This is a genomic window from Lentzea cavernae (assembly GCF_014653695.1).
Lineage (GTDB): Bacteria > Actinomycetota > Actinomycetes > Mycobacteriales > Pseudonocardiaceae > Lentzea > Lentzea cavernae.
Window position 1 is genome coordinate 39,159 of record NZ_BNAR01000016.1, and the last position, 21,728, is coordinate 60,886.

The window sequence follows — 21,728 nt, forward strand, 5'->3', positions numbered from 1 at the left end:
CCGCTCCAGCGGCAGCCTCACAAAAGAAACGCGTCTCGCAGTTCGCGCACCATCAGCTCCGGCACCTCCATCGCCGCGAAGTGGCCGCCTCGCGGCATCTCCTTCCAGCGCACGATGTTGTGGTTGCGTTCGGCCATCCGCCGGATCGGCACGCCCGCGTCGTGCGGGAACACCGCCACCGACGTCGGCGTGGTGGAGTGCGGCTCCAGCTCGCCCCACGTCTCGTAGCCCTCCTGGTAGTAGCGCGCCGACGAGCCCGCGGTCCGGGTGAACCAGAAGATCGACGCGTTCGTCAGCAACGCGTCGAGGGGTACCCCGATGTCCGGGTCGCTCCACGTGTGGAACGCCCACTCGATCCACTCCAGCTGCGCGACCGGTGAGTCGGTGAGCGCGTGGGCGACCGACTGCGGCCGCGTGCTCTGCATCGCGACGTAAGCGAACTGCTCGAAGTCGTACCGGTAGGCCTTTTCCACGGACCTGCGCTCGGCCTCGACCTCCATGTCCGCCGTCTCCTGGGTGACCCCCGCGGAGAAGATCTGGTTGAGGTGCACGGCCCTCACCTCGTCCCGCAGGCCGAGCTGCCGGGTGAGCATGGCGCCGTAGTCGAAGCCGTGCGCGACGTACCGGTCGTAGCCCAGGCGCTTCATCAGCTCGGCGTACATGTCCGCCACACGCGTGATGGTCCAGCCCAGCTCCAGGGTGGGACCGGAGAAGCCGAAACCGGGCACCGACGGGATCACTAGGTGGAAGTCGCGGCTGAGCGGTTCGACCATCTGCTCGAACGCGAAGCAGGTCGTCGGCCAGCCGTGGGTGAGCAGCAGCGGTTCTGCGTTCTCGTTGGCACTGACGACGTGCAGGAAGTGCAGCCGGGTGCCGTCGATCTCGGTGACGAACTGCGGGATCTTGTTGAGCCGCCGCTCCTGTTCGCGCCAGTCGAAGTCGCGCCAGTGCTGGACGAGGTCCCTCAGACGTGCCTGGGGCGTTCCCTGGGCCCAGCTCGCGCCTTCGGGGTCGACCGGCCAGCGGGTCTGGTCGAGACGGCGGTGCAGGTCGTCGACGTCGGACTGGGGAATGTTGATCTCGAATGGCTTCATGGCTCTGACGCTATTTCAGCTGTAGGACAGTTATGGTCCTACAGTGTCTTCTGCCCGGTTGCTCAAGTTGCTCGGTCTGCTGCAGTCGCGCCGTGAGTGGTCCGGCGCGGAGCTCGCGGACCGGTTGGGCGTCACCACGCGCACGGTCCGGCGTGACGTCGACCGGCTTCGCACGCTCGACTACCCGGTGCACGCGTCGCTGGGCACGTCCGGCGGTGGCTACCGGCTCGGGTCGGGCGCGCAGTTGCCTCCGCTGCTGCTGGACGACGACGAGGCGGTGGCCGTGGCGGTCGGGCTGCGGACCGCCAGCGGCATCGAGAACATCGGTGAGACGGCCGTGCGCGCGTTGCTGAAGGTCGAGCAGGTGCTGCCTTCCGCACTACGGCACCGAGTCGCCGCGCTGGAGATCTCGACGGTGCCGCACACGTCCGCTGGTCCCGCGTTGGACGCCGGGGTGCTCACGGCCGTCGGGACTGCCTGCCGCGACCGGCAGCGGCTGCGGTTCGACTACGTCGGGCACTCGGGGGAGCGGACGCTGCGCGACGTCGAGCCTCATCGGCTCGTGACGTGGGGACGGCGCTGGTATCTGGTCGCGTGGGACGTGCTCCGGGAGGACTGGCGGACTTTTCGACTCGAACGGATGAGCGTGCGGACGCCGTTCGGCGCGCGCTTCACACCGCGTGAGATCCCCGGCGGTGACGCGGGGGCGTTCGTGGCGGCGCGTGTCGCCGACCGGTGGCCCGTGCAGGGTGTCGTGCGACTGGGCGTGCCCGCCTCGGAGGCGCTGGACTGGCAGAGCTACGGCGAGGTTTCGGCCGTGGACGAAAAGTCGTGCCTCGTGCGGGTCGGAGGCGAGACGATGGACGACGTGGTGTTCATGCTCGCGAGCATCACGGTCGAGTTCGAGGTCGTCTCCCCGCCGGAACTGTCCGCCGCGTTGCTCCGGGCAGCGGACCGGTTTCGCCGGGCGGCGAAGTTCTAGAGAGATTCTCAGGGTCCTGACAGCAGACTCCTAGCCGCGAAGGGCTCAGTGGAGGTCAGGGAGGTCCGTCATGCTGATCGATCGCACCATGCCACTGGGCACCGCTCTCACCGTGACCCACGCGTCGGACCGTGGACCGCGCACGTTCAACGCCGACGCGTATGCCGTGGGCCGCCGCACGTTCGTGGTCGCCGATGGCGTGGGCGACTCCTCAGCCGCCGCCGAGGCCGCGTGGGCGGCCGCACGCGCGGCGGCGTTGCCGGTCGACCCGGTCTCGGCGATCCTCGCCGCCCGCGACGCCCTGCAGGTGCACTCCGGGGACGCCGTGATCGTGGTGGCGGTGGCCCGCCCGGAGGGAGGCTTCGACGTGGCGTGGGCAGGCGACGCGCGCGCGTACGCGTCCGACGGCTCAGACCTCGTGCAGCTCACCGCGGACCACACGGTCGCCGAGTACTTCCGCTCGCGCGGCACCACGCCCGCACCGCGCATGGAGCACATCGTCACCAACACCGTCCGTCACGCCACGTTGCAGAACATCGGCCGTGCGGCGACACGGGCCGGTTGCGTGGCCCTCGTGTCCGATGGTGTCTACGGGCCGTTGGGGCACGGCGGCATCGAAGCGATCCTGTCCGGTCACGCCACGGCGGAGCGTTTGGTGCGTGCGGCCCTGTACGCGCACGGCACCGACAACGCGACGGCCCTGGTCGTCAGCTGACCTTCTTGCCGCGCTTCTTCTTGCTCGCCTCGACGCTGCGCTGCAACGCCTCCATGAGGTCCACGACCCCGGTCGCCTCGGCCGGCTCGTCCTCGACCTTCACCTTGCGGCCCTTCTGCTTGGCCTTGATCAGCTTCGTGACCCGCTCGGTGTAGGTGTCGCGGTAGTCCTTCGGCCGCCAGTCGTCGGCCATCGACTCGACCAGCGACACCGCCATGTCGAGCTCCTTGCCGCGCGGCGCCCGGCCCTGCGGCGTCACGTCCAGCACGTCCTTCGGCTTGCGGATTTCGTCGGCGAAGAACAGCGTGTGCACGGCGAGGATGCCCTTGTCCTCCGTCAGCGCCGTCAGGTACTGCTTGCCGCGCATGACGAACAGGGCGATGCCCGCGCGGTTGGTCTTCTTCATCGCCTGCGCGAGCAGGAGGTACGGGCGGGAGAACTCGGCTTTCGCCGGGCCCAGCCAGTAGGTCTTCTGGAAGTGCACCGGGTCGATCTCGTCGAGGTCCACGAAGGCCTCGATGTCGAGCGTGCGGCTGCGGCCGGGGGCGATCTCGTCCAGTTCCTCGGGCTCCACGATGACGTACTCGCCGTTGTCCGTCTCGTGGCCCTTGACGATCTTGTCGTAGGGGACCTCTCGGCCGGTGCGCTCGTTGACCCGCTTGTAGCGGATGCGGTCGGACGTGCCGCGCTGGAACTGGTTGAAGTGCACGGTGTGGTCCGTGGTGGCGCTGTACAGCTCCACCGGGATGCTCACCAGCCCGAAACTGACCGAACCGCTCCAGATCGCCCTCGCCATGCAGGTCAGGTACCCCGTCGGAGGTGGGGTTACTCGTCGATCAGTCGTGTGGGTGGTCCCGGGGGTTGCTACGGTCGCGCCGTGAGAGTCGTCGTGCTGTCCGACACCCATGCGCCACGGTTCTGGAAGCGGTGCCCACCGGCCGTGGCCGCGCATCTGCGGTCAGCGGACCTGATCCTGCACGGCGGAGACGTGTGCGTGGCTCCCGTGCTGGACGAACTCGCGCAGTACGCGCCCGTGATCGCCGTGTGCGGCAACAACGACGGGCCCGACGTGATGGCCTGGGGCGCACCGGACGTCGTCGAGTCCGAAATCGACGGACTGCCGTTCGCGATGATCCACGACAGCGGGCAGAAGACCGGCAGGGCGACCCGGATGCGCCGCCGGTTCCCCGCCGCGCGGCTCGTCGTGTTCGGGCACTCGCACATCCCGTGGGACGAGCAGGAGGACGGCGTCCGGGTGTTCAACCCCGGCTCGCCCACCGACAAGCGCCGTCAGCCGCAGGGCACGCTCGGGCTGCTCGACATCGCCGACGGCGTGCTGCTCGGCGCGCGGATCGTGCCGGTCACCTGAGCCCAGGCCGCGAGCCGCGGGCCGAACACCTCGTAGACGTGCGGGTCGAACCCCATGCCGGTGTGCGTGCTGCGCACCTCGACGCACTCGGCGCACGGGTCCTGGCACAACTGCCACGGCACGACGCCGTCCGAACGCGAGAAGATAGACACAGCGGGCACCGACAGCCGCTCGGCCAGGATCTCGCTGTGCTCCTCGAAGCACGGCCCGCGCATGCAGTCCTCGTCGAGCAGGCCCGGCACACCCGCCGAGGCGAGGCGGGTCAGGAACCGGACCACGCGCATGAGGCTCGGACGCGCGCCCATCGGGTCGAGCACGGGACTTCCCATCATCACCAGGCCCCGCACCAGTTCCGGGCGCCGCACGGCGACGAGGCGGCCGAGCCAGCCGCCGCGGCTCTGGCCGAGCAGGACCACCGGGCGACCGGTGCGCTCGGCGTGCTCCTCGGTGGTGCGCAGGAGTTTCGCCAGCAGGTCCGCCGTGCAGCCCACGGTGAGCCCGACTCCCGCGCTCGTCGGCACGTAGCCGCGGGCGCGCAGCCAGGACGCCGCCGGCAGCAGGCTCACGTCGCCCGCGCCGAAGCCGGGCACGAGCACCACGCCGAGCCCCTGGCCCACGTCCGGGTCGGCGCCGCGCCACACCGGGTGCCGCACCAGCTTCGGCACGCTCCACAGTGCGCGGACGACGCCTTCCCGTGGGGTGGAACGCGATCCGTCGAACATGCCATCGGATTGCCCGGCATGCCGCCGTTAAACCCGCCTCAGGCCGAGGGCGTCACCACCACGCTTTGGAGCGACGCGTAACCCGGCTTCCACTGCGTCGACACCGCCACGTACCGGGCGGATGCGGCCGGTCCGTACGTCCTGCCGTCCAGGCTGTAGGTGACGGTGTGCGGGGGCGGCCGACCGTGCGTCCACTTCAGACTGACATCGGCGATGGCGTGCACGGCACCGAGATCCACGACCATGCGGCCGTCGCGGCCCGGTGTCCACGCGGTGCGCTGGGAGCCGTCGACCGCGGCCGCCGGGTCGCTCATGCCCGGTGGCAGGACCGAGTCCGGGAACGTGACGCGGCCCAGTGCGAGGTCGTTGACCGGGAACGGGGTGGCCAGCGGGAAGGTCACCGTGCGCTCGCCCCTGCCCAGCACGACCGGGAGGGAGTGGCCGTCGCGGTGGGTCAGCACGAACGCGGCCGGGCCGCCGCGGAACGTGAGGCTCCGCGCGTCGTGCACGACTGCGGTGATGCCCGGCGGGATGCCGCGTGCGGTGAACCACGGCGCTTCGACCCGTGCGGTGGCCGCGGGCAGGGTGAGCGCGTATTCGGTGCCGTCGCGGGTGGTGACCTGCGTGCCCCGGTAGAGGCGGGTGCCGCGCAGGCGGACGGTGCCGGTGACGTCGGCGCCGGTCAGGTTGAACAGGCTCAGGAACCCGTCGGCGGTGCTCGCCAGCACGCCCGAGGGACAGTCCGGTGCCGGTTCCGCAGCGATCTTGCGCAGGTCGGCTCGCACGTACCCCTCGACGAGCCCGGCCGGCACGGTGATGGTGTCGCCCCGCACGGTGATCGGCTCGGCCGACCTGGCGACGAACCCCGCCCGGCCGTCGACGTCGAGCCAGCCCGGCGTGCTGAGGTCAGGGCGCGGGTACTCGGCCACCGTCGTCCACGCGGCGCCGTCGGCGGACGTCTCCACGCGGTAGGCGACCGCGGCCGCTGTCTCCCAACGCAAGCGCACGCGGCTCACGGTCGTGGCGGCACCAAGGTCCACCGCGATCCAGCTGTCCGCACGACCGCGTTCGGCACGGGCGACGGCCCAGCGCGTGGCCGGGTCACCGTCCGTCGCCCTGCCGGGTTCGTAGCCGGGGTCGGACGACGACGCGGTGGTCACCGCGGGCCTCGTCCCGGTCTCGAAGTCGAACAGCGAGTAGCCGTAGGTGGGGTGGGGCGTGATGCCGGTCATGCGGACGTGACGGGCGGTGGTCGCGGGGAACGTCAGCTCGTCGACCCGGAAACCCTCGCGGGCCTTGACCGTGACGCGACCCGCCGAACCCGTGTAGGTGCGGGACCCGGAGAGGCCCGGCATCCCCGCTATCGCGAGGTTGTGCACGTCTACCCGGCCGGGAAGGGGGAGCGCGCACACGATGGTGCCGGTGGGCAGGGTGGCGGTGCCCGCGAACCCGTCCGCGAACCGCAGCAGGCTCGCCGTCGCGTCGAAGCCGTCGCGGACCTTGCGGTAGGCGGTGGTGTCGCGGCCGGTGACCGGCGTCGGTGGCAGCAGCATCGGGGTCGCGCCGCTGATCTTGAACAGCCAGTCGTCGTGCGAGGGCTGCCAGGCGAGCTTCGTGAAGCCCGGCTTGGTCACGGTGCCCGCCCAGGCGGCCGCCGACTGGTGCGTCAGCAGGCCGGGGTCCGCGCCGTGGTCGATCGTGATCGCGGCGCGGGTGAAGAAGTCCTGCTCGGACACCGGTTCCGCAGGCGGGCGCAGCTCGTGCAGCAGGTAGCTGATCGCGAGCTCCGCCCGTGCCTCCGGCTCGTACTTGGCCTCGCCGGAGAACTTCGCGAGCCGGTGGACCGGCGGGTGGGCCTGGTAGGCGAGCAGCCGGGACGCGAGCGCGGCCTCGGCGCGGGCGGCCATCGGGTCGCGCAGGACCGTGGAGCGGAAGGCGAGGGGGATGACGTCACGGCCGTAGAGGTGTTCCCGGTCGTTGACCATCGGCATCAACGGCTCGCCGGCGTCGCTCATCGTGGCGAGGATGGTGCGCCACAACAGCTCTCCGTTGGGCTGCCTGGTCAGCACCTCGGGCAGCGGTCGCCCGGCGAGCAGGAAGTGCACGGCGTTGCGGCCCGAGGTGCGCCAGAGCTCCTCCTGGTAGTGCGGGCCGAAGGAGCCGTGGTTCTCGACGATGAACGTGTCGTGCAGGTTCGTCGCCGTGTTGGCCGAGATGGCGACACCGTCCACTGTGGACGGGTTGGCGAGGTCGGCGGCGGGCAGCCCCGCCTCGTTGCGGCTCCAGCGGCCGAACGCCTCGCGCCAGCCCGGCCCGTCGCCGTGCCACGCCAGGCCGGGGGCGAGCGCCTGGGCGTAGACGCCCATCTCCTCCAGCTTGGTGTCGCCGCGGTGGCCGCCGGTCAGCCCGTTCGGCGTCCAGCTGCCGGAGCGCGGGTCGTTCGCGGTGCCGAGCGACGTGGTGTAGTCGGCCTGGCCGCGCGCGATCGCCTCGACGTTCGCGCGGGTCGCCGCGTCCAGACCGGGCCAGAGCAGGCGGGCGGCCAGCACGAAGTAGGACTGGAACGTGGTGTCCCAGAACAACGTCTTGCCCCACTCCGCGCCGCCCGCCAGCACGTTGCTCGCCGCGAAGTGCTTGATCGTGGCGAGGGTGTGCGCTTCCAGCACGTCCTTCTCGACGCCTGCCAGGGCCGCGTCGTAGGTGCCCCTGGTGAGCAGGACGGCGTTGCCGAGCACGACCGCGAACCCGAAGTCCGTGCGCCGGTAGCGTCCGGCGGTGGCGTCGTACTGCGTCTCGGCCCACCTGGTGTGCCTGAGCAGCACCTCGTAGTAGGTGTCTTTGAGCTGTGCGACCGAGACTTCCGGCGCGAGCGTCAGCACACCCGTTGCCACCAGGAACGTCCGGCGGTTGATCAGCATGTCAGCGCGGCCTCCGCCCAGTCGGCGTGGTCGAAGTTGCGGTCGTCGCCGCCGTCGGTGACGCGGAGGCTGAGCATCCGGACGTTCGTCAGGTCGACGTCGATCGGTGTCGCCGCACCCTTGGTCCGGATGACTCCGCTGTCGTACAACGGTTTGTTGTCACCGAACACCTGGAACGCGACCGAGCCCGCCTGGGTGGTCTCGTCGTCGAGGCCGATCTTCGCGGTGAAACGCTCGCAGCTCCTGCCGAGGTAGACGGAAACCTCGGACGGGGCGTGCACGCCGATCCCCTTGGCGTAGGTGGTGCCGCCGATGGACAGCACCTGGCCGTCACCGCCGGTGTTCTCGCCGTTGGACCTGTCGCGTTCGACCGGGCCCCAGCCGTTGGTCTCGCTCATGAACGGCAGATCGCTGACCTGCGCCCCGTTCGACGGCGTCGGCGGCGGCACGAACGCCTTGACCGCCTGTTCGACGTGCACGTCGCCGAAGGTGGCGACGACCGGCACGTCCACCGGGCCGACCCGCGTGCCCGCCGTGAGCCGCCAGCTGCCGCTGATCGACTCGCCGGGTGCGAGCGTGCGCTTCGTGACGACCGGTCCCGTGACGGACCAGCCCTCCGGCGCTGTGGCGGTCAGCTTGACGTCGCGGATCTCCTTGTCGCCGTTGGTGAACGTGCCGGTGACGTCGAGGGGCGAGCCGGCCGGGGTGTCGGTCACCCCGCCGGGCGTGACGGTCAGCGTGGTCTTCGGGACCTGGCGGATCGGCTGGTCGCACGTCTGCAGACCGGGGCGGTTGCGGCAGATGACCGCGGCGAAACCGCCGTTGCGCCGAGCGGGAACGGTGAGCGTGTCGGTGTTGCGCAGGACCTGCCGGTCGCGGACGACGTCGGCCCTGGTGGCGGGGTCGCGGACGGTCTCGACCAGCCACTGCCCGCCGCCGAGGAAGCTCAGCGGCGCCCGCAGGGAGCGTTCCTGGGTGGCGATGCCGCCGACGAACCACCTGTCGCCGTTGCGCCGGGCGACCACGGCGTGCGAGTCGGGGTCACCGTCGAGCAGCCGGGTCTCGTCCCAGACCGTCGGGAGCTGGTTGAGGTAGCGCAACGCCTGCGGGTGCCGTTCGTAGGCCTCGGGCTTGTCCGCGAAGTGCGTCCAGCCCGACTCGTACACGACCGGCAGCGCGACCTCGTGCGCGATCGACGCCTCCTTCGTGCCGACTTCGAGCGACACGGGCGTGTAGTCCATCGAGCCGGCGACGTTGCGGGTGAAGAACTGCACGGGGTTGTTGGCGGCGGGCGGGTTGTTCTCCGCGCCGCGCACGGCCTCCATCGTGAGCACGTGCGGCCAGGTGCGTGCCAGGCCGTGCGGGATGGTGGAGCCGTGGAAGTTGACCATCAGCTTGAGATCGGCCGTCTTCTGCAGCACGGCGTCGTACCAGCGATAGCGTTCCTGGGAGTCGGACTCCATGAAGTCGAGCTTCACGCCCTTGGCGCCCCACTGCTTGACCCTGGGCAGCACGGTGTCGCGTTCCTGCTGCGTGTCGAGGTCGGTCCAGTGCATCCACAGCAGGATCTCCACGCCCTGCGCGCGGGCGTACCGGACGAGCTCCGGCACCCACGCGGCGCTCCAGCCCTCGTCGACGAGCGAGTACTGCCAGCCGTTGCGGGCGGCGAAGTCCACGTACTGCTTCTGCCGTGCGAAATCGCCCGGGCTGGAGTGCTCGCTCAGCCACGACCACGCGACCTTGCCCGGCTTGATCCAGCTCTGGTCCGCGAGCTTCGACGGGGTGGCCAGGTCGTCGACGAGCGTGGAGGTGCTGACCGCGCCGAGGTCGCCGACGATCGCGGTGCGCCAGGGGGTCGTGCCGGTCGAGGCCACCTGCGGGTCGGCCAGCACGACCTGGAAACCGTCGCCGCTCCTGCGCAACCTGCTGCCCGCGTACCGGCCGTCCACATCGGACTCGGTGAGCAGCGCGAAGTCCTGGCCCGTCTGGAAGAGCGAGGGGTAGCCGAAGTCGCCGGTGGCCTCACCGGCCGTCGTGCGCACGCGGTTGGCCTCGTACCAGGCGTTGTAGGGCAGCAGCCACGCCTTCGACTCGGCGGGGACGCGGAAGCTCGACGCCTCCGCGGTGATCGTCGCCGGCTGCGGCAGCACGTAGCGGTAGGCGACGCCGTCCGCCGCGACGCGCACGACCAGGTCGAAGGTGCCCGCGGCGTTGCGGAAGCCGAACCTGCTCTCGGTCATGCGGGCTGTGCGCTGCAGCCGCTTGCCGGTCGGCATCGTGTAGCGCTCGTTGACAACGCGGTCACTGCGCCCGGTGAGCGCCAGGTCCCTGGTGAGGTCCGCGGTGGTCGTGGTGAGCCCGACTGCTGCCGGTTGGAGCACCGCTCTGCCTTGCCGATGAACGGCGAGTGTCAGGTTGCCGCTGTTCACGGCCAGTTCCGCGGTGACCTCGCCAGGACCCCGGACGGTCCAGCCGGTGGGCGCGGCGACGGCGGGCGCGGCGGGCAACAGCAGGGCGAGCACGAGTACGAGCAGTCGTGACATCGTTGTCAGCTCCCGGTGTGAGACCGCTTCCATCGTGTGGAGGCGGTCCGCACCCGGTCAAGTGGCTGATGATTATCAGTCCTCTTGCGGACAGGCTTTTCACATGACGACGATCTCGATCTCCTTGCCGAGCTTCGCGCCGCCGAGCAGGTCGAGGTCGTCACCGCTCCAGAAGCGGCCGGGGTCGTACCAGTTGGGCCTGCGCGTGGGCAGCAGCCCCATCTCCTCGTACGTGACGGCGACGATTTCCGCGCAGAACGCGCTCTCGATGGTCGCGTCGGTCCTGCCTCCCACCGGAACCCTCCCGCGCAGCCAGCGCGAGGCGAGTTTGGCCGTCGACGGGAACGGCGTGCCGTCGAGCCGCGCCACTGTCCGCAGCGCCGCGTCCTCCATCTCGCGCGTCACCTCGAAGTCGAGCTGCCGCAGCCACGCCCGTTGCCCGTACTTGTCGTGCCACGTCACCACGGCCTCGCGCAGGTCGTGCAACTGCGCACCGCGCTGATGGGTGCCGCTCCACATGTCCTTGAGGGACTTGCCGAGCTCGGCGTGCCACATCAGCGGCGGCAGGTCGTCGATCACGATCGCCATGCCGACGTGGTTCACCGGGCTGTTCGTCATGGCCTGGATCGCCCGGTCCGCCGGGCTGCGCCCGCGGAACACCCACACGTCACCGGTGCGGGTCATCTCGACGGCTTGGTCCAGGGTTGTCGGCATAGCCCGATAGCCTAGGCACATGAAGCTCTGGAAGCTGCTCGGCATCGCCGCTTTCGCGGGTGTCGCGGCGAGCGGCGTGGTCGCCGCCCGCAACCAGCGCCGCCGCGCCGCCTACACCCCGGACGAGATCAGGGAGCGCCTGCACGCACGCCTGGCCGAGGCGTCCCGCTCGGAATGAACCGGTAGGCCACGAACGAGGCTGCGGCCAGGAGCGCGGCCGCTATGAACGCCGTTCCCTGCACGGCCCCGGTGAGCGTGCCCGTCGCGGCCCACGCCGGCAGCACCGTGCCGGGCACGGCGATGCCCAGCGCCACAGCGAACTCGTAGGCCGTCTCCGACACCGCCCGCCGCCCCGTACTCGGCGTTGAAGCCGACGATCGTCAGACCGCCCGCACCGGTGAGCAGACCCGGTGCGATGGCACGACCGCGGCCCATCAGGCGCACGACCGGTCCGATCGCCTCGACGATCGGCACCCCGCGAGCCGAGCGACAGCCCCGCCCCAGCGGCTCGACGCCGCGCCCGCCCCCGGAAGACGACGAGGGCGTCCTCCGGGGAGGTCGTGGCGAAGATCCGTCGTGCCCGAGCTCGTGGAGGAACCTCCTCCACTTCGAGCCCTGTCCGGTCGCGAAGTGTCCTCCGTTACATCCCAATGGGGGAATCTCGGAGAGTTCACGCCGGCGGGACCTGGCCGGCGCGGCGGGCGCGATGCCCGCCCACCGCGAAGGAGTTCCCGTGACCCGCTCGAAGCACCCCGCCGGTCGCCGGTTCGGCGTCTCGCTGCGCGCGCAGACGATCCGCGGTGGGCTCAGCCGCATCCTCCTGCTCGTGATCGTCCTCGTGGTCGTCGTGGTCTCGGTGGACGTCACCCGGACGCTGCGCTCGTTCATGCTGACCCAGGACGTCGACGAGTCCGTCGGATTCGCCGCGGCCATCGGGAGGTTCGTTCGCGAGGCGCAACTCGAGCGAGGGCTGAGCGCGGGGGTCGTCGGGGGCTTCACGCCGTTCGCGGAGCAGCTCGTGGGGCAGCGGGTGAAGACCGACGACGCGCTGGGGGCGCTCGAGGCGGCCGTCGCCGGGTCGTCGCTGCCCGAGATGGACGCGATGCGCGAGGCGTTGCGCGGGTTCGAGCAGACCGTGAACGTCCGGCAGGCCGTCGACGCCGGGAGCGCCCAGCTCCTGCCGATGTTCCGGCACTACTCGGACGTGATCCGGAACGTGCACGAGGTCAACCTGACGCTGGAGAACTCCGACGACCCGCGGTTGCTCGACCTGAGCCACCCCCTCTACGTCATGGCGCGGGCGCAGGAGTCCGCCGCGGCGGAACGTGACCTGCTGACCGGCGTTTTCGCGCGGGGCGGCTTCGGGCCGGGGGAGTTCGCGGAGTACTCGGCACTGCGGGCCGACAAGAACGCCGGGTTCGTGTTGTTCGGCCACGAGGCCACGCGGGAGCGGAGGGACGGCCTGGCACGGTTGCTCAAGTCCGCCGACGCCGTCGAGGCCGAACGGCTGGAGGCCCTCGCCACCGACTCCACCGGGAACCGGCCGTTGCGCGGACTCGACGTCACAGCCTGGTGGCAGCGCATGTCGGTGGTGGTGAACGGGTCGTTCGCCCTGCTCGCCGCCACGGCGACCGAGATGCGCGATCGGGCCGCCGCGCTGGTGCGGGAGGAGACGTGGATCGTGGCCGGCTACGTCGTGGGAGCGCTGCTCGCCATCGCGATCGCCGTGCTGCTGGTCGTGTCGAGCGTTCGCACCATCATCCGCCCGCTCAAACGGCTGGCGGACGAGGCGCAGGACATCTCGCTGCGCCGGCTGCCCGCCGCGATCAGCAAGGAGAACCTGGTCGCACGAAGTCCGGAGCCGCCGCGCCCGGTGGTCGTTCCCGACGACGCCGTCCGGGAGATCACCGAGGCCGGTGCGGCGGTGAACAGCCTGCAGCGGACCGCGTTCGACCTGGCGGCCGAGCAGGTCGTGTTGCGGCACAACGCCACCGAGTCGCTGGCCAACCTGGCGCACCGCAATCAGAACCTGTTGCGCCGCCAGCTGGGCTTCATCAGCGAGTTCGAACAGGACGAGCTGGACCCGGGAGCCCTGAGCAACCTCTTCCAGCTCGACCACCTCGCCACCCAGATGCGGCGCAACGCCGAGAGCCTGCTCGTGCTGGCGGGCCGCAGCAGCCCGCGCCGGTGGACCGAGCCGATGCCGGTGACCGACGTCGTGCGCGCGGGTCTGTCCGAAGTGGCCGACTACCGGCGGGTGGTCCTGCGCTGGGTGGACGAGGCGAAGGTGGCCGGGGCCGCCGTGACCGAGCTGGCGCACATGATCGCGGAACTGGCGGAGAACGCCCTCGCGTTCTCGCCGCCGGACATCAACGTCGAGATCTACGGCCGGCGGAGCGCGGACGAGTACGTGCTGGCCGTCGTCGACCACGGCGTCGGGATGACGAAGGCGGAGCTCGCCAGGGCGAACGCGCGGTTGTCCGGTGAGGAGGTGTTCCTCGTCGCTCCCACGAAGTCCCTGGGGCACTACGTGGTCGGCCAGCTGGCACGGCGCCTGCAGGTCGGCGTGGAGCTGACCGTGTCGCCGGTGGGCGGGGTGGTCGCTCGCATCACCGTGCCCGCCGACCTGCTCACCAGCGCCGAGGAGCGGCCGCGTGCGGCCGACGAGCCGATCGCCTGGCCGCAGGAGCAGCCGGTCGAACAGCCGCCGACCGACATCTCGCCGGGCGCGCCCAGCCGGCACCAGCGCCCGGTCGTGGTCGCGACGACCGAGGCCCGCGTGGCCCCGCCGTCCGGGCGCACCCGCAACGGCCTGGCCAAGCGCACCCGGTCCGCGGTCAAGGCGCCGGCCACGCCCGTGCACCGCGCCGCACCGGCGGCGAACCGTTCACCGGACGACGTCCGGTCGATGTTGTCGACCTTCCGCTCCGGGCACCAGCGCGGCGCGCAGTCACCACCACCGGTGCGGATCGTCACCGGCTCGGAGGAGGAAACGCAGTGAGCACCGATGTCCGGCGCAGTGCCGCACACACCTTCGACTTCCTGCTGGGCAACTTCGTCCGCGACACCCACGGGGTCCGCGACGCGGTCGCGGTGTCGTCGGACGGCCTGCTGATCGCGATGTCCGAAGGACTCGACCGCGCCGAGGGCGATCGGCTCGCCGCGGTCATCTCGGGGCTCGCCAGCCTGGCGCGCAGCGCGTCGCGCCGGTACGAGTTCGACGGGATGAAGCTGATCATGATCGAGATGCAGCGCGGGTTCCTGCTCGCCTCCGCGGTCGGGGACGGCAGCTGCCTCGGGGTCATCGCGGACGACGGCTGCGACGTCGGGACGGTCGGCTACGAGATGGCCGGCCTGGCCGAGCGCGCGGGCCGGATGCTGTCGCCGGTCCTGATCGGAGAGCTCCGCGAGAGGCTGCCGGGGTGACCGGCGACGCGGACGCCTTCGTCCGGCCGTTCATGGTCACCGGTGGCCGGACGCGGTCGGCGGGCGCGGAGTTGCGGGTCGAGGCCCTGGTCGTCGCGGCACCGGACGCGTCCGCGGCGTCCCTGCGGTTCGAACGGGCGGCCGCGGTCCGGTTGTGCGTGACCCCGACCTCGGTGGCGGAGCTCGGCGCCCGGCTGGGCCTGCCGCTCGGGGTCGCGCGGGTGCTGGTCGGCGACCTGGTCGCCGAGGGGCACGTCCGGGTCCACCAGGCCTCAGAACTCTCCATCGAGCTCCTCGAAAGGATCAGGGACCGTGTCCGGGCACTCTGAGCACCAGCCGATCTCCACCAAGATCGTCATCAGCGGCGGTTTCGGCGTCGGCAAGACCACCCTCATCGGCGCGATCTCCGAGATCGAACCGCTGGTGACCGAAGCGGCGATGACCGAGAGGTCGGTCGGCGTCGACGACCGGGGCGAGCGCACGGGCAAGACCACGACGACCGTCGCCCTGGACTTCGGGCGGATCACCCTCGACCCGACGCTCGTGCTGTACCTGTTCGGGACACCGGGCCAGGAGCGGTTCGTGTTCCTGTGGGACGACCTCGTCGACGGCGCGCTCGGCGCCGTCGTCCTGGTGGACACCGGCCGGATCGAGGACTGCTTCCCGGTCATGGACTACTTCGAGCAGGCCGGTCTGCCGTTCGTCGTGGCGGTCAACCAGTTCCCGGGCGAACGCGGCTTCGACGCCGACGAACTGCGCGAGGCGCTCGACCTCGACGTGAGCGCCCCGCTCGTCTTCTGCGACGCGCGGGAGCGGGAGTCGGTGAAGAACGTTCTGCTGGCGGCCGTCGAGCAGGCGATCCTGCACCGCGTGACCCGCACGGGCGTCGCGGTGCCGCACTGACCGCGTCCGTCCGATGTGGACGTCCTTCGTGGAGACGCTCCGTACACGGTTGTTGCCCGCGCGTCCCCGAATGGGTGACCGGAGGCGAAAAGGCCTGATAGATCAGACGGGTAACCAGCTGGCCACGTCGTGTGGCGAGCGCCTGCCTACCGAATTCGGGTGTGTCCGATGCTCATGGAACCCTATCGGATCAAGGTGGTCGAACCGATCACGCTCACAGATCGCCCCGAGCGCGAGAAGTTCATGGCCGCCGCCGGGTACAACCCCTTCAACCTGCGCGCCGAGCAGGTGATGATCGACCTGCTGACGGACTCCGGCACCGGCGCGCTCTCCGCCGAACAGGTGGCGGCCGGAACGCGCGGGGACGAGACCTACGCGGGTTCGCCCTCCTTCTACCGGTTCAGGGCCGAGATCGAGGATCTGACGTCCTACCCGCACATCTTCCCCGTGCACCAGGGGCGCGCGGCCGAGCGGATCCTGTTCGCCGCCACCCTGAAGCCGGGCCAGATGTCGTTGAGCAACACGCACTTCGACACCACCAGGGCGAACGTCGAGCTGCTCGGGTGCGAGGCGCGGGACATCCCGTGCGAGGAAGCACGCGACATCCGGTCCGCCCACCCGTTCAAGGGCAACATCGACCTCGCGGCGCTGGAGTTGTTCCTGCGGTGGGGCAACGTCGGTCAGGTGATCATGACGGTCACCAACAACGGTGGCGGCGGCCAGCCGGTCTCGATCGAGAACATCAGGCGTGCCGCCGAGATCTGCCGCACGCACGGTGTCCTGTTCTTCCTCGACGCGGCCAGGTTCGCGGAGAACGCGTGGTTGGTCAGCCAGAACGAACGGGAGTTCGCCGGTCACTCGCCCCGGTCGGTGGCGCGGGAGATGTTCGCCCTCGCCGACGGATGCGTGGCCAGCCTGAAGAAGGACGGCATCGTCCACATGGGAGGCGTGATCGCCCTGCGCGACGCCGGACTGGCGGCCCGGTGCGAACAGGCGCTCATCGCGGGGGAGGGGTTCAGCACCTACGGCGGCCTGTCGGGGCGCGATCTCGACATGCTGGCCCAGGGACTGCGCGAGGGCACCGACGCGGCGTACCTCCGGGGCCGGGCGGCCGCCACCGCACACCTCGCCGGGCTGCTGACGGACGCGGGTGTGCCGGTCGTGCGTCCGCCGGGCGTGCACGCCGTCTACATCGACGCCGGTGCGGTCCTGCCGCACCTGCCACCGGAGCTGTTCCCCGCGCACTCGTTCGCGACCGAGCTCTACCTCGAAGGTGGCGTGCGCGCGGTCGAGATCGGGTCGCTGATGTGCGGCACCGTCGACGAGCACGGCGTCCTGGTGAAGCCCGCGCCACGGGAACTGGTGCGGCTCGCGCTGCCGCGCAGGGTCTACACCCAGAGTCATCTCGAGTACGTCGCCGAGACCGCCGCCTCCGTCATGAAGCACGTGAGCGAGCTGCCCGGATACCGGCTGGTCGAGAGCCCCGAGGTGTTGCGGCACTTCAAGTGCCGCCTCGAGCCCGTCGCGCAGAGCCCGAGGCCGGTCGGTCAGGTGGACCGCGGGTCTCTGGACGTCGAGTTCCACCGCGAGGGTTTCGCCGATCCGAGCGATGTGGTCGAGGACGGGTTCGCGGTGCACGCCGAGGGCGTCGGCCGTCGTGGTCGGTGAGGACGCGTCGGCCAGATCCGTGGTGGAGGCCGGCCGGGGAACCGGGCAGAGCTCCCACAACCGGAAGGCCCCAAACGGGTCTTCGCGGCGAGGGAGCACGTCCGGCGCGGCCCGGCCGCCGCTCGCCGATCCCCAGCTCGGCGGGCGGCGGGAACCCGCCCCGTCGCCTCGGCCGCCGAACTAGTAGGGAAACCCCTCACCGGGTGCGGCCTTTCCCGGTCCGCACCCGGAAATGTCGTCGCGTCATTCAGGCGAAACACGTGTTCCGATTCGTGTCACGATTCCTTTGTTCTCCCCGAGCAAAGGAATTCGATGACCGCGAGTTGCCGTGGAGCACGGACGGACGCGATGATCCCGCCGCCTTTCGCGGGGCAACGCGTGCCTTCCGCGCTGATCGCCAGCACCGACGCGCGGGTCATCACCCAGGTGACCGAGTCGCTCGTCGCGACGGGCGTGGAGGTCGTCCACCACGCGGTCGACGCGGACGCGCTGCGCCAGGTGCTGCGCGCCGAGCCCGCGGGTCACCTGGCGCTGGTCGACCTGGCGATGATCGGGCCGCACGGCGTGAACCTGGTCTGGAACCTGCGCGGCGCCGGCTGGCACCGGGTGCTGGCCGTGATCTCGCGCTACGACAACGCGGCCCGCACGCAGGTGGTCGCCTCTGGAGTCGACGGGGTGCTCATGCGCTCCCTCATCCCGGAGACCGGCGGCGACTGGATGAGCCGCGCCCTGAACGGTGAGCTGCACACCGGCGACCTCACCGTGCGCGAGGTCGAGGTCATGCGGCTGGTGGCCTCCGGTCACACCAACGCCGGCGTCGCGAAGGCGCTCAGCCTGTCGCCCCTGACCGTGAAGTCCCACTTGGAACGCATCAGCCGGAAGCTGGGCGTGGGGGACAGGGCGGCGATGGTGCTGCAGTCGCTGCGCCGGGGAGTGATCTGGTGACCACGAGAATTCAGAGAGCGGTTCGCTGCCGAAATCACAACACCTGGGTTTTCCGTCCAATGCTCTCCGAAACGAGAAGATGTCACACCCGACTCGATCGTCGCCCCTGCTGGGCCTGCAGGAATTCGGCCTGAACAGCATGTGGCACGCGCTCGGCCTGGAGGTGGGTGCTCGCGCCACCGTGGACGAGGTGCTGGAGAGCAGGGAGGTGGCCGCGCGGCACACCTGGCTGGTGCGCCGCTGGCTGCTGGCCCTGCGGCGCGAGGGCGTGGTGGGACTGGACGGCGAGAGGGTCGAGGTGACGGCAGAGCCGCCCGGAACCCGTCCCGAGGACCTCGGCCGGCTGTGCGCGCGACTGCGGTTGCCGGACGGGATGGCGGAGTTCCAAAGGGCCTCCGCGCGGAACCTCGACCTGCTGCTGAGCGATCGGATCACCGTCGAGGACCTCGCGGGGGAGAGGGTCCGGTCGCTGGTCGACCGGCCGGACGTCTTCACCGGCGAGGTGACGGAGGCGTGCGCGGGCCTGGCGCACCGCGTCGCGCGGACGTCGGGGGGACGGCCTCGCGTGCTGGACCTCGGTGACGACCCCGGCCGGTTCCTCGCGACGATGACGGAGGCGGGGTCGAGCGGGCCGGTGGACGTCGTCCTGTCCGCCAACGTGCTTCACCGCGTGCCCGACCTGCCGCTCCTGCTCGCGCGAGTGCGGGACGTGCTCGTGCCCGGCGGCGAACTGGTCTTCGTCGTACGGGTCGGGGACGACTGCGCCTCGCTCGTGTCGAGCCACTTCGGCTTCTCACCGCGTCCCGGCGGCGAGGTGATCAGGCAGGGCGAGGTCTTCCCGGCGGCCGGGTGGTGGCGCACCGCGTTGCGGCGCGCCGGGTTCTTCGTCAGATCGGTGTCGTGCGCGGGAGGACCCGCCGCGCTCGGGCAGACGCTGTTCCGGGCCGTCAGGATGTGACCTCGGCCGGGCCGGGGCGGGGGAGTCCGGCCCGCAGTGCTGTGCGCAGCCTGGCCAGCGCCCGGTGCTGGGCGACGCGCACCGCCCCGGAGGTGGTGCCGAGCGCCTTCGCGGTCTCGTCGCCGGAGAGCCCGACCACGAGCCGCAGGACCACGATCTCCCGCTGCCGCGGTGGAAGTTCTTCCAGCAGTGCGTCGAGCCTCGCCGTCAGTTCGGCCTCCAGCAGCAGCCGTTCGGGATCTTCCGCGGCGTGCCGGTCGTCCAGGGGGCTCGCGGTCGGTTCCGTGCGGTCCCGCTTCGCCGCGCGCATCGCGTCCGCGACCTTGTGGGCGGCGATGCCGTAGACGAAGGGGAGGAAGGGCAGGTTCCGCTCGCGCAGCCCGGGCAACGCCTTGAGCACGCCGAGGCTGATCTCCTGGGCGATGTCCTCCGGTGCGAGGAACGAGCAACCGGGACCGCGCACCCGAGCGCGGCAGTACCGGATCACCAGCGGCTGGAGGTGGGTCAGCAGGCGTGTCACGGCACGCTCGTCGCCCGCTGCCGCTGCCTGCACCTCCGCGTCGACGTCCTCGTTCCAGTAGGGAATGCCCGCGACTGAACTCATCTGTTGTGCCATGGTCGTGCACTCCAGGCCGGGCTCGCCGGTCGATCACGACCCGAGCGGTGAGCGTTCTCCTGACCTCACTGGACCGCAAAGCCGCGCCGGAGCAAAGACCTGGGGCGAAACCTGGGCCGAACGGCGAAATCCTTCGGTACGTCCGTCCGCGATCTGCGACACAGGCCCACGACCGGCATTCAGTCCACTCAGGACTGATCCGGGCCACCTGGTCCGTGTCCCCGAGCGCAGGGTGTCCAGAAGGAAGGGCATCGATCCACCTGCCGGCCAGGAGAGGGGACGTGGCCGCTCTACGGTGAAGGTGCCGGCACCCGGTCCCCTGGTGCCGGCACCCTCTTCGAGTCCGTTCGGTTCGTCTCACCCGGCCTGCCGGACCGGCCCTCGCTCCGGCAGGCGGGACGAAGGATTGGTGTTGTTCCCCTTCCCGGTCACGTCCCAGTCCCCCGATCGCGCGCGGGGCGGTTTCTCCGCGTTGGTGGTGACCTGCGATCGCGTGTTCGGTTCCCGGCTGGCAGGCGGTCTGATGCGCGTCGGCGCGAACCCTGTCCACGTGGTGCGGCCGGCCGGGGAGCCGAAGCGCACCGCGGCCTCCGAGTCGCGGGACCTGGTGCTGGTCGACCTCGACCTGCCGCAGGACGCCGGGATGGGCCTCATCGCCGAGCTGAGCAGACACCACTGGCCCAGCATCGTCGCCGTGCTGTCACCCGGTTCGAGCCACCTCGCCGACGCCGCCGTCCACAACGGAGCGCGGTCGTTCCTGGTGAAGTCCGTCCGCGAAGCCGGGCCCGCGGAGTCGTCGAGCCAGGGCCGGATCGGCGTGCTCACGAGCTCTGAGCTGCGCGCGCTCAAGCTCCTGGCGGACGGCTCCTCGGACGCCGTGATCGCCAGGGAGATCGGCGTCTCCACGGCCCGGGCCACGGGACTGCTCCGGCGGGCCCGGCTGAAACTCGGGGCGCGTGACCGTGCACATCTCGTCAGCCTGGCCATCCGCGCGAACATCATCGACTGAGGAGAACGCTCGTCATGGACAAGGTGAACCGTGCCCAGGACTCCGCGGCCCTGCTGGAGCTCGCCGAGGCCTCGATCGCCTCCCGCGTGCTGCACCTCGTGGCCGAGCTCGGCATCGCCGACCACTTCGCGGACGGACCGGCGCAACCGCGGTGGCTCGCGGCGCGGACGGACACCGACGAGGACGCGCTCGTCAGCTTCCTGCGGCTGCTGGCCGGACACGGGGTGTTCCACGAGCTGCCGGACGGCACGTTCGAGCTCACGCCGCGGGGCGCGTTGCTCCGCACCGAGCACCCCTCCTCGTTGCGGGACGTCGTGCGTTTGCTGGGCTTCAACTACCACGTGCTGGGACACGCCGGGTACACCCTGCACACCGGTGAACCGGCGTTCCCGGACCTCGAAGGGCAGCCGTTGTTCGAGTACCTGCGGGACGATCCCGCGCTCGGGACGGTATTTGGCGGCGCCATGGCAGGTCTCAGCCGTTCGGAGGGCGAGGACGTGCTGGCGGGGTACGACTTCTCCCCGTACCGGCACGTCGTCGACGTCGCCGGTGGCGACGGAACGCTGCTCGCCTCGATCCTGCTCGCACACCCGGACGCCTCCGGCACCCTGTTCGACCAGCCGCACGTCGTTCCCTCGGCGGAGCGCAGGCGCGGCGAACTCGGCCTTCACGGGCGCATGGAGATCGTGGCAGGGGACTTCTTCACCGGCGTCGTGCCGAAGGGCGATCTCCACGTCCTCAAGTCGATCGTCCACGACTGGTCCCGGCCGGACGCGGAGAAGATCCTGCGCCACTGCCGGGACGCCATGCCCGACGACGGCAGGCTCGTTCTCTTCGAACGCGTTCTGGTGCCCGACAACGCCCCCAGCCAGACGAAGTCGTGGGACGTCCTCGTGCGCGTTCTGCTCGGGGGCCGGGAACGCACGGTCGAGGAGTTCCAGGACCTGTTCGCGAGCTGCGGACTCGTGTTCGTCGAGGCGACCCGGATCGGCCCGGCGATGTTCGCCGTCGAAGCGGTGCGCGGCGTCACCGCGGACCATGCGACCGGGTGATCCTCTCCTGAGCCCGCCTCCACGTCGCGCCGGCTGCTCGTCGGGAAACGGGTGCGATTCGGGCGCGAACGAGTGTCGTTCGGTTAGAGCTGCT

Annotated in this window: 19 protein-coding genes and 1 pseudogene; 13 read left to right on the forward strand and 7 right to left on the reverse strand. The window is 70.8% G+C overall.

The window, feature by feature from the left end:
• Positions 1 to 17: 17 nt before the first annotated feature.
• Complete coding sequence (locus IE307_RS36805; RefSeq protein ID WP_191304076.1) at positions 18 to 1,094, reverse strand: epoxide hydrolase family protein; 1,077 nt, start codon at positions 1,092 to 1,094, stop codon at positions 18 to 20.
• Positions 1,095 to 1,137: 43 nt separating this feature from the next.
• On the opposite strand from IE307_RS36805, the gene IE307_RS36810 reads away from it, so the two are divergent.
• On the forward strand, positions 1,138 to 2,076 hold the full coding sequence (locus IE307_RS36810) for a helix-turn-helix transcriptional regulator (RefSeq protein ID WP_191304077.1): 939 nt from the start codon (positions 1,138 to 1,140) through the stop codon (positions 2,074 to 2,076).
• A gap of 70 nt (positions 2,077 to 2,146) precedes the next feature.
• Entirely contained in the window at positions 2,147 to 2,791 is a 645-nt protein-coding gene (locus tag IE307_RS36815; protein ID WP_229905450.1) for a PP2C family protein-serine/threonine phosphatase, read from the forward strand.
• 10 nt (positions 2,792 to 2,801) lie between these two features.
• Here the strand turns inward: IE307_RS36815 and ku are convergent.
• A pseudogene (gene ku, locus IE307_RS36820) lies at positions 2,802 to 3,587 on the reverse strand (non-homologous end joining protein Ku); the annotation flags it as partial.
• Between the two features lie 81 nt (positions 3,588 to 3,668).
• Here ku and IE307_RS36825 point away from each other — a divergent pair.
• Positions 3,669 to 4,160, forward strand: coding sequence for a metallophosphoesterase family protein (locus tag IE307_RS36825; protein ID WP_191304079.1), 492 nt, complete (start codon positions 3,669 to 3,671; stop codon positions 4,158 to 4,160).
• Here IE307_RS36825 and IE307_RS36830 read toward each other — a convergent pair.
• From IE307_RS36830 to IE307_RS36845, 4 genes are all read right to left on the reverse strand, one after another.
• Positions 4,082 to 4,882 carry an alpha/beta fold hydrolase gene (locus tag IE307_RS36830; protein ID WP_191304080.1) on the reverse strand — a complete coding sequence of 267 codons (801 nt, stop codon included), beginning with the start codon at positions 4,880 to 4,882 and terminating at the stop codon, positions 4,082 to 4,084. The two genes, IE307_RS36825 and IE307_RS36830, sit on opposite strands and share 79 nt — an antisense overlap.
• 38 nt (positions 4,883 to 4,920) lie before the next feature.
• The gene (locus tag IE307_RS36835; RefSeq protein ID WP_191304081.1) at positions 4,921 to 7,800 is read right to left on the reverse strand and encodes a discoidin domain-containing protein; all 2,880 of its coding nucleotides are present in this window, start codon (positions 7,798 to 7,800) and stop codon (positions 4,921 to 4,923) included.
• Positions 7,794 to 10,343 (reverse strand): NPCBM/NEW2 domain-containing protein, encoded by a 2,550-nt coding sequence (locus tag IE307_RS36840; protein ID WP_191304082.1) that lies wholly within the window; start codon positions 10,341 to 10,343, stop codon positions 7,794 to 7,796. Before IE307_RS36840 ends, IE307_RS36835 begins: the two co-directional genes overlap by 7 nt.
• Positions 10,344 to 10,442: 99 nt before the next feature.
• The gene (locus tag IE307_RS36845; protein WP_191304083.1) at positions 10,443 to 11,057 is read right to left on the reverse strand and encodes a hypothetical protein; all 615 of its coding nucleotides are present in this window, start codon (positions 11,055 to 11,057) and stop codon (positions 10,443 to 10,445) included.
• 19 nt (positions 11,058 to 11,076) lie between these two features.
• Between IE307_RS36845 and IE307_RS36850 the strand changes: the two genes are divergently transcribed.
• From IE307_RS36850 to IE307_RS36885, 8 genes are all read left to right on the forward strand, one after another.
• The gene (locus tag IE307_RS36850) at positions 11,077 to 11,235 is read left to right on the forward strand and encodes a hypothetical protein (RefSeq protein WP_191304084.1); all 159 of its coding nucleotides are present in this window, start codon (positions 11,077 to 11,079) and stop codon (positions 11,233 to 11,235) included.
• 555 nt (positions 11,236 to 11,790) lie between these two features.
• Positions 11,791 to 14,058, forward strand: a complete 2,268-nt coding sequence (locus tag IE307_RS36855; RefSeq protein WP_191304085.1) for a sensor histidine kinase — start codon at positions 11,791 to 11,793, stop codon at positions 14,056 to 14,058.
• Positions 14,055 to 14,483 (forward strand): roadblock/LC7 domain-containing protein, encoded by a 429-nt coding sequence (locus IE307_RS36860; protein ID WP_191304086.1) that lies wholly within the window; start codon positions 14,055 to 14,057, stop codon positions 14,481 to 14,483. The genes IE307_RS36855 and IE307_RS36860 overlap by 4 nt, the downstream gene beginning before the upstream one ends.
• The gene (locus tag IE307_RS36865; protein WP_229905451.1) at positions 14,480 to 14,812 is read left to right on the forward strand and encodes a DUF742 domain-containing protein; all 333 of its coding nucleotides are present in this window, start codon (positions 14,480 to 14,482) and stop codon (positions 14,810 to 14,812) included. Before IE307_RS36860 ends, IE307_RS36865 begins: the two co-directional genes overlap by 4 nt.
• Positions 14,796 to 15,386, forward strand: a complete 591-nt coding sequence (locus tag IE307_RS36870) for a GTP-binding protein (RefSeq protein WP_191304087.1) — start codon at positions 14,796 to 14,798, stop codon at positions 15,384 to 15,386. The genes IE307_RS36865 and IE307_RS36870 overlap by 17 nt, the downstream gene beginning before the upstream one ends.
• Before the next feature lie 168 nt (positions 15,387 to 15,554).
• Positions 15,555 to 17,054 (forward strand): tryptophanase, encoded by a 1,500-nt coding sequence (locus tag IE307_RS36875; RefSeq protein WP_229905452.1) that lies wholly within the window; start codon positions 15,555 to 15,557, stop codon positions 17,052 to 17,054.
• Positions 17,055 to 17,402: 348 nt separating this feature from the next.
• Complete coding sequence (locus tag IE307_RS36880; RefSeq protein ID WP_191304088.1) at positions 17,403 to 17,999, forward strand: response regulator transcription factor; 597 nt, start codon at positions 17,403 to 17,405, stop codon at positions 17,997 to 17,999.
• Positions 18,000 to 18,078: 79 nt separating this feature from the next.
• Complete coding sequence (locus IE307_RS36885; RefSeq protein WP_191304089.1) at positions 18,079 to 18,957, forward strand: methyltransferase domain-containing protein; 879 nt, start codon at positions 18,079 to 18,081, stop codon at positions 18,955 to 18,957.
• Here IE307_RS36885 and shbA read toward each other — a convergent pair.
• Complete coding sequence (gene shbA, locus IE307_RS36890; protein WP_191304090.1) at positions 18,947 to 19,561, reverse strand: RNA polymerase sigma factor ShbA; 615 nt, start codon at positions 19,559 to 19,561, stop codon at positions 18,947 to 18,949. The two genes, IE307_RS36885 and shbA, sit on opposite strands and share 11 nt — an antisense overlap.
• A 421-nt stretch (positions 19,562 to 19,982) precedes the next feature.
• Between shbA and IE307_RS36895 the strand changes: the two genes are divergently transcribed.
• Together IE307_RS36895 and IE307_RS36900 are read left to right on the forward strand one after the other, a co-directional pair.
• Positions 19,983 to 20,582: a response regulator gene (locus IE307_RS36895; protein ID WP_191304091.1), complete on the forward strand. Its 600-nt coding sequence runs from the start codon at positions 19,983 to 19,985 to the stop codon at positions 20,580 to 20,582.
• Positions 20,583 to 20,596: 14 nt separating this feature from the next.
• Complete coding sequence (locus IE307_RS36900; RefSeq protein ID WP_191304092.1) at positions 20,597 to 21,634, forward strand: methyltransferase; 1,038 nt, start codon at positions 20,597 to 20,599, stop codon at positions 21,632 to 21,634.
• Positions 21,635 to 21,728: the final 94 nt, after the last annotated feature.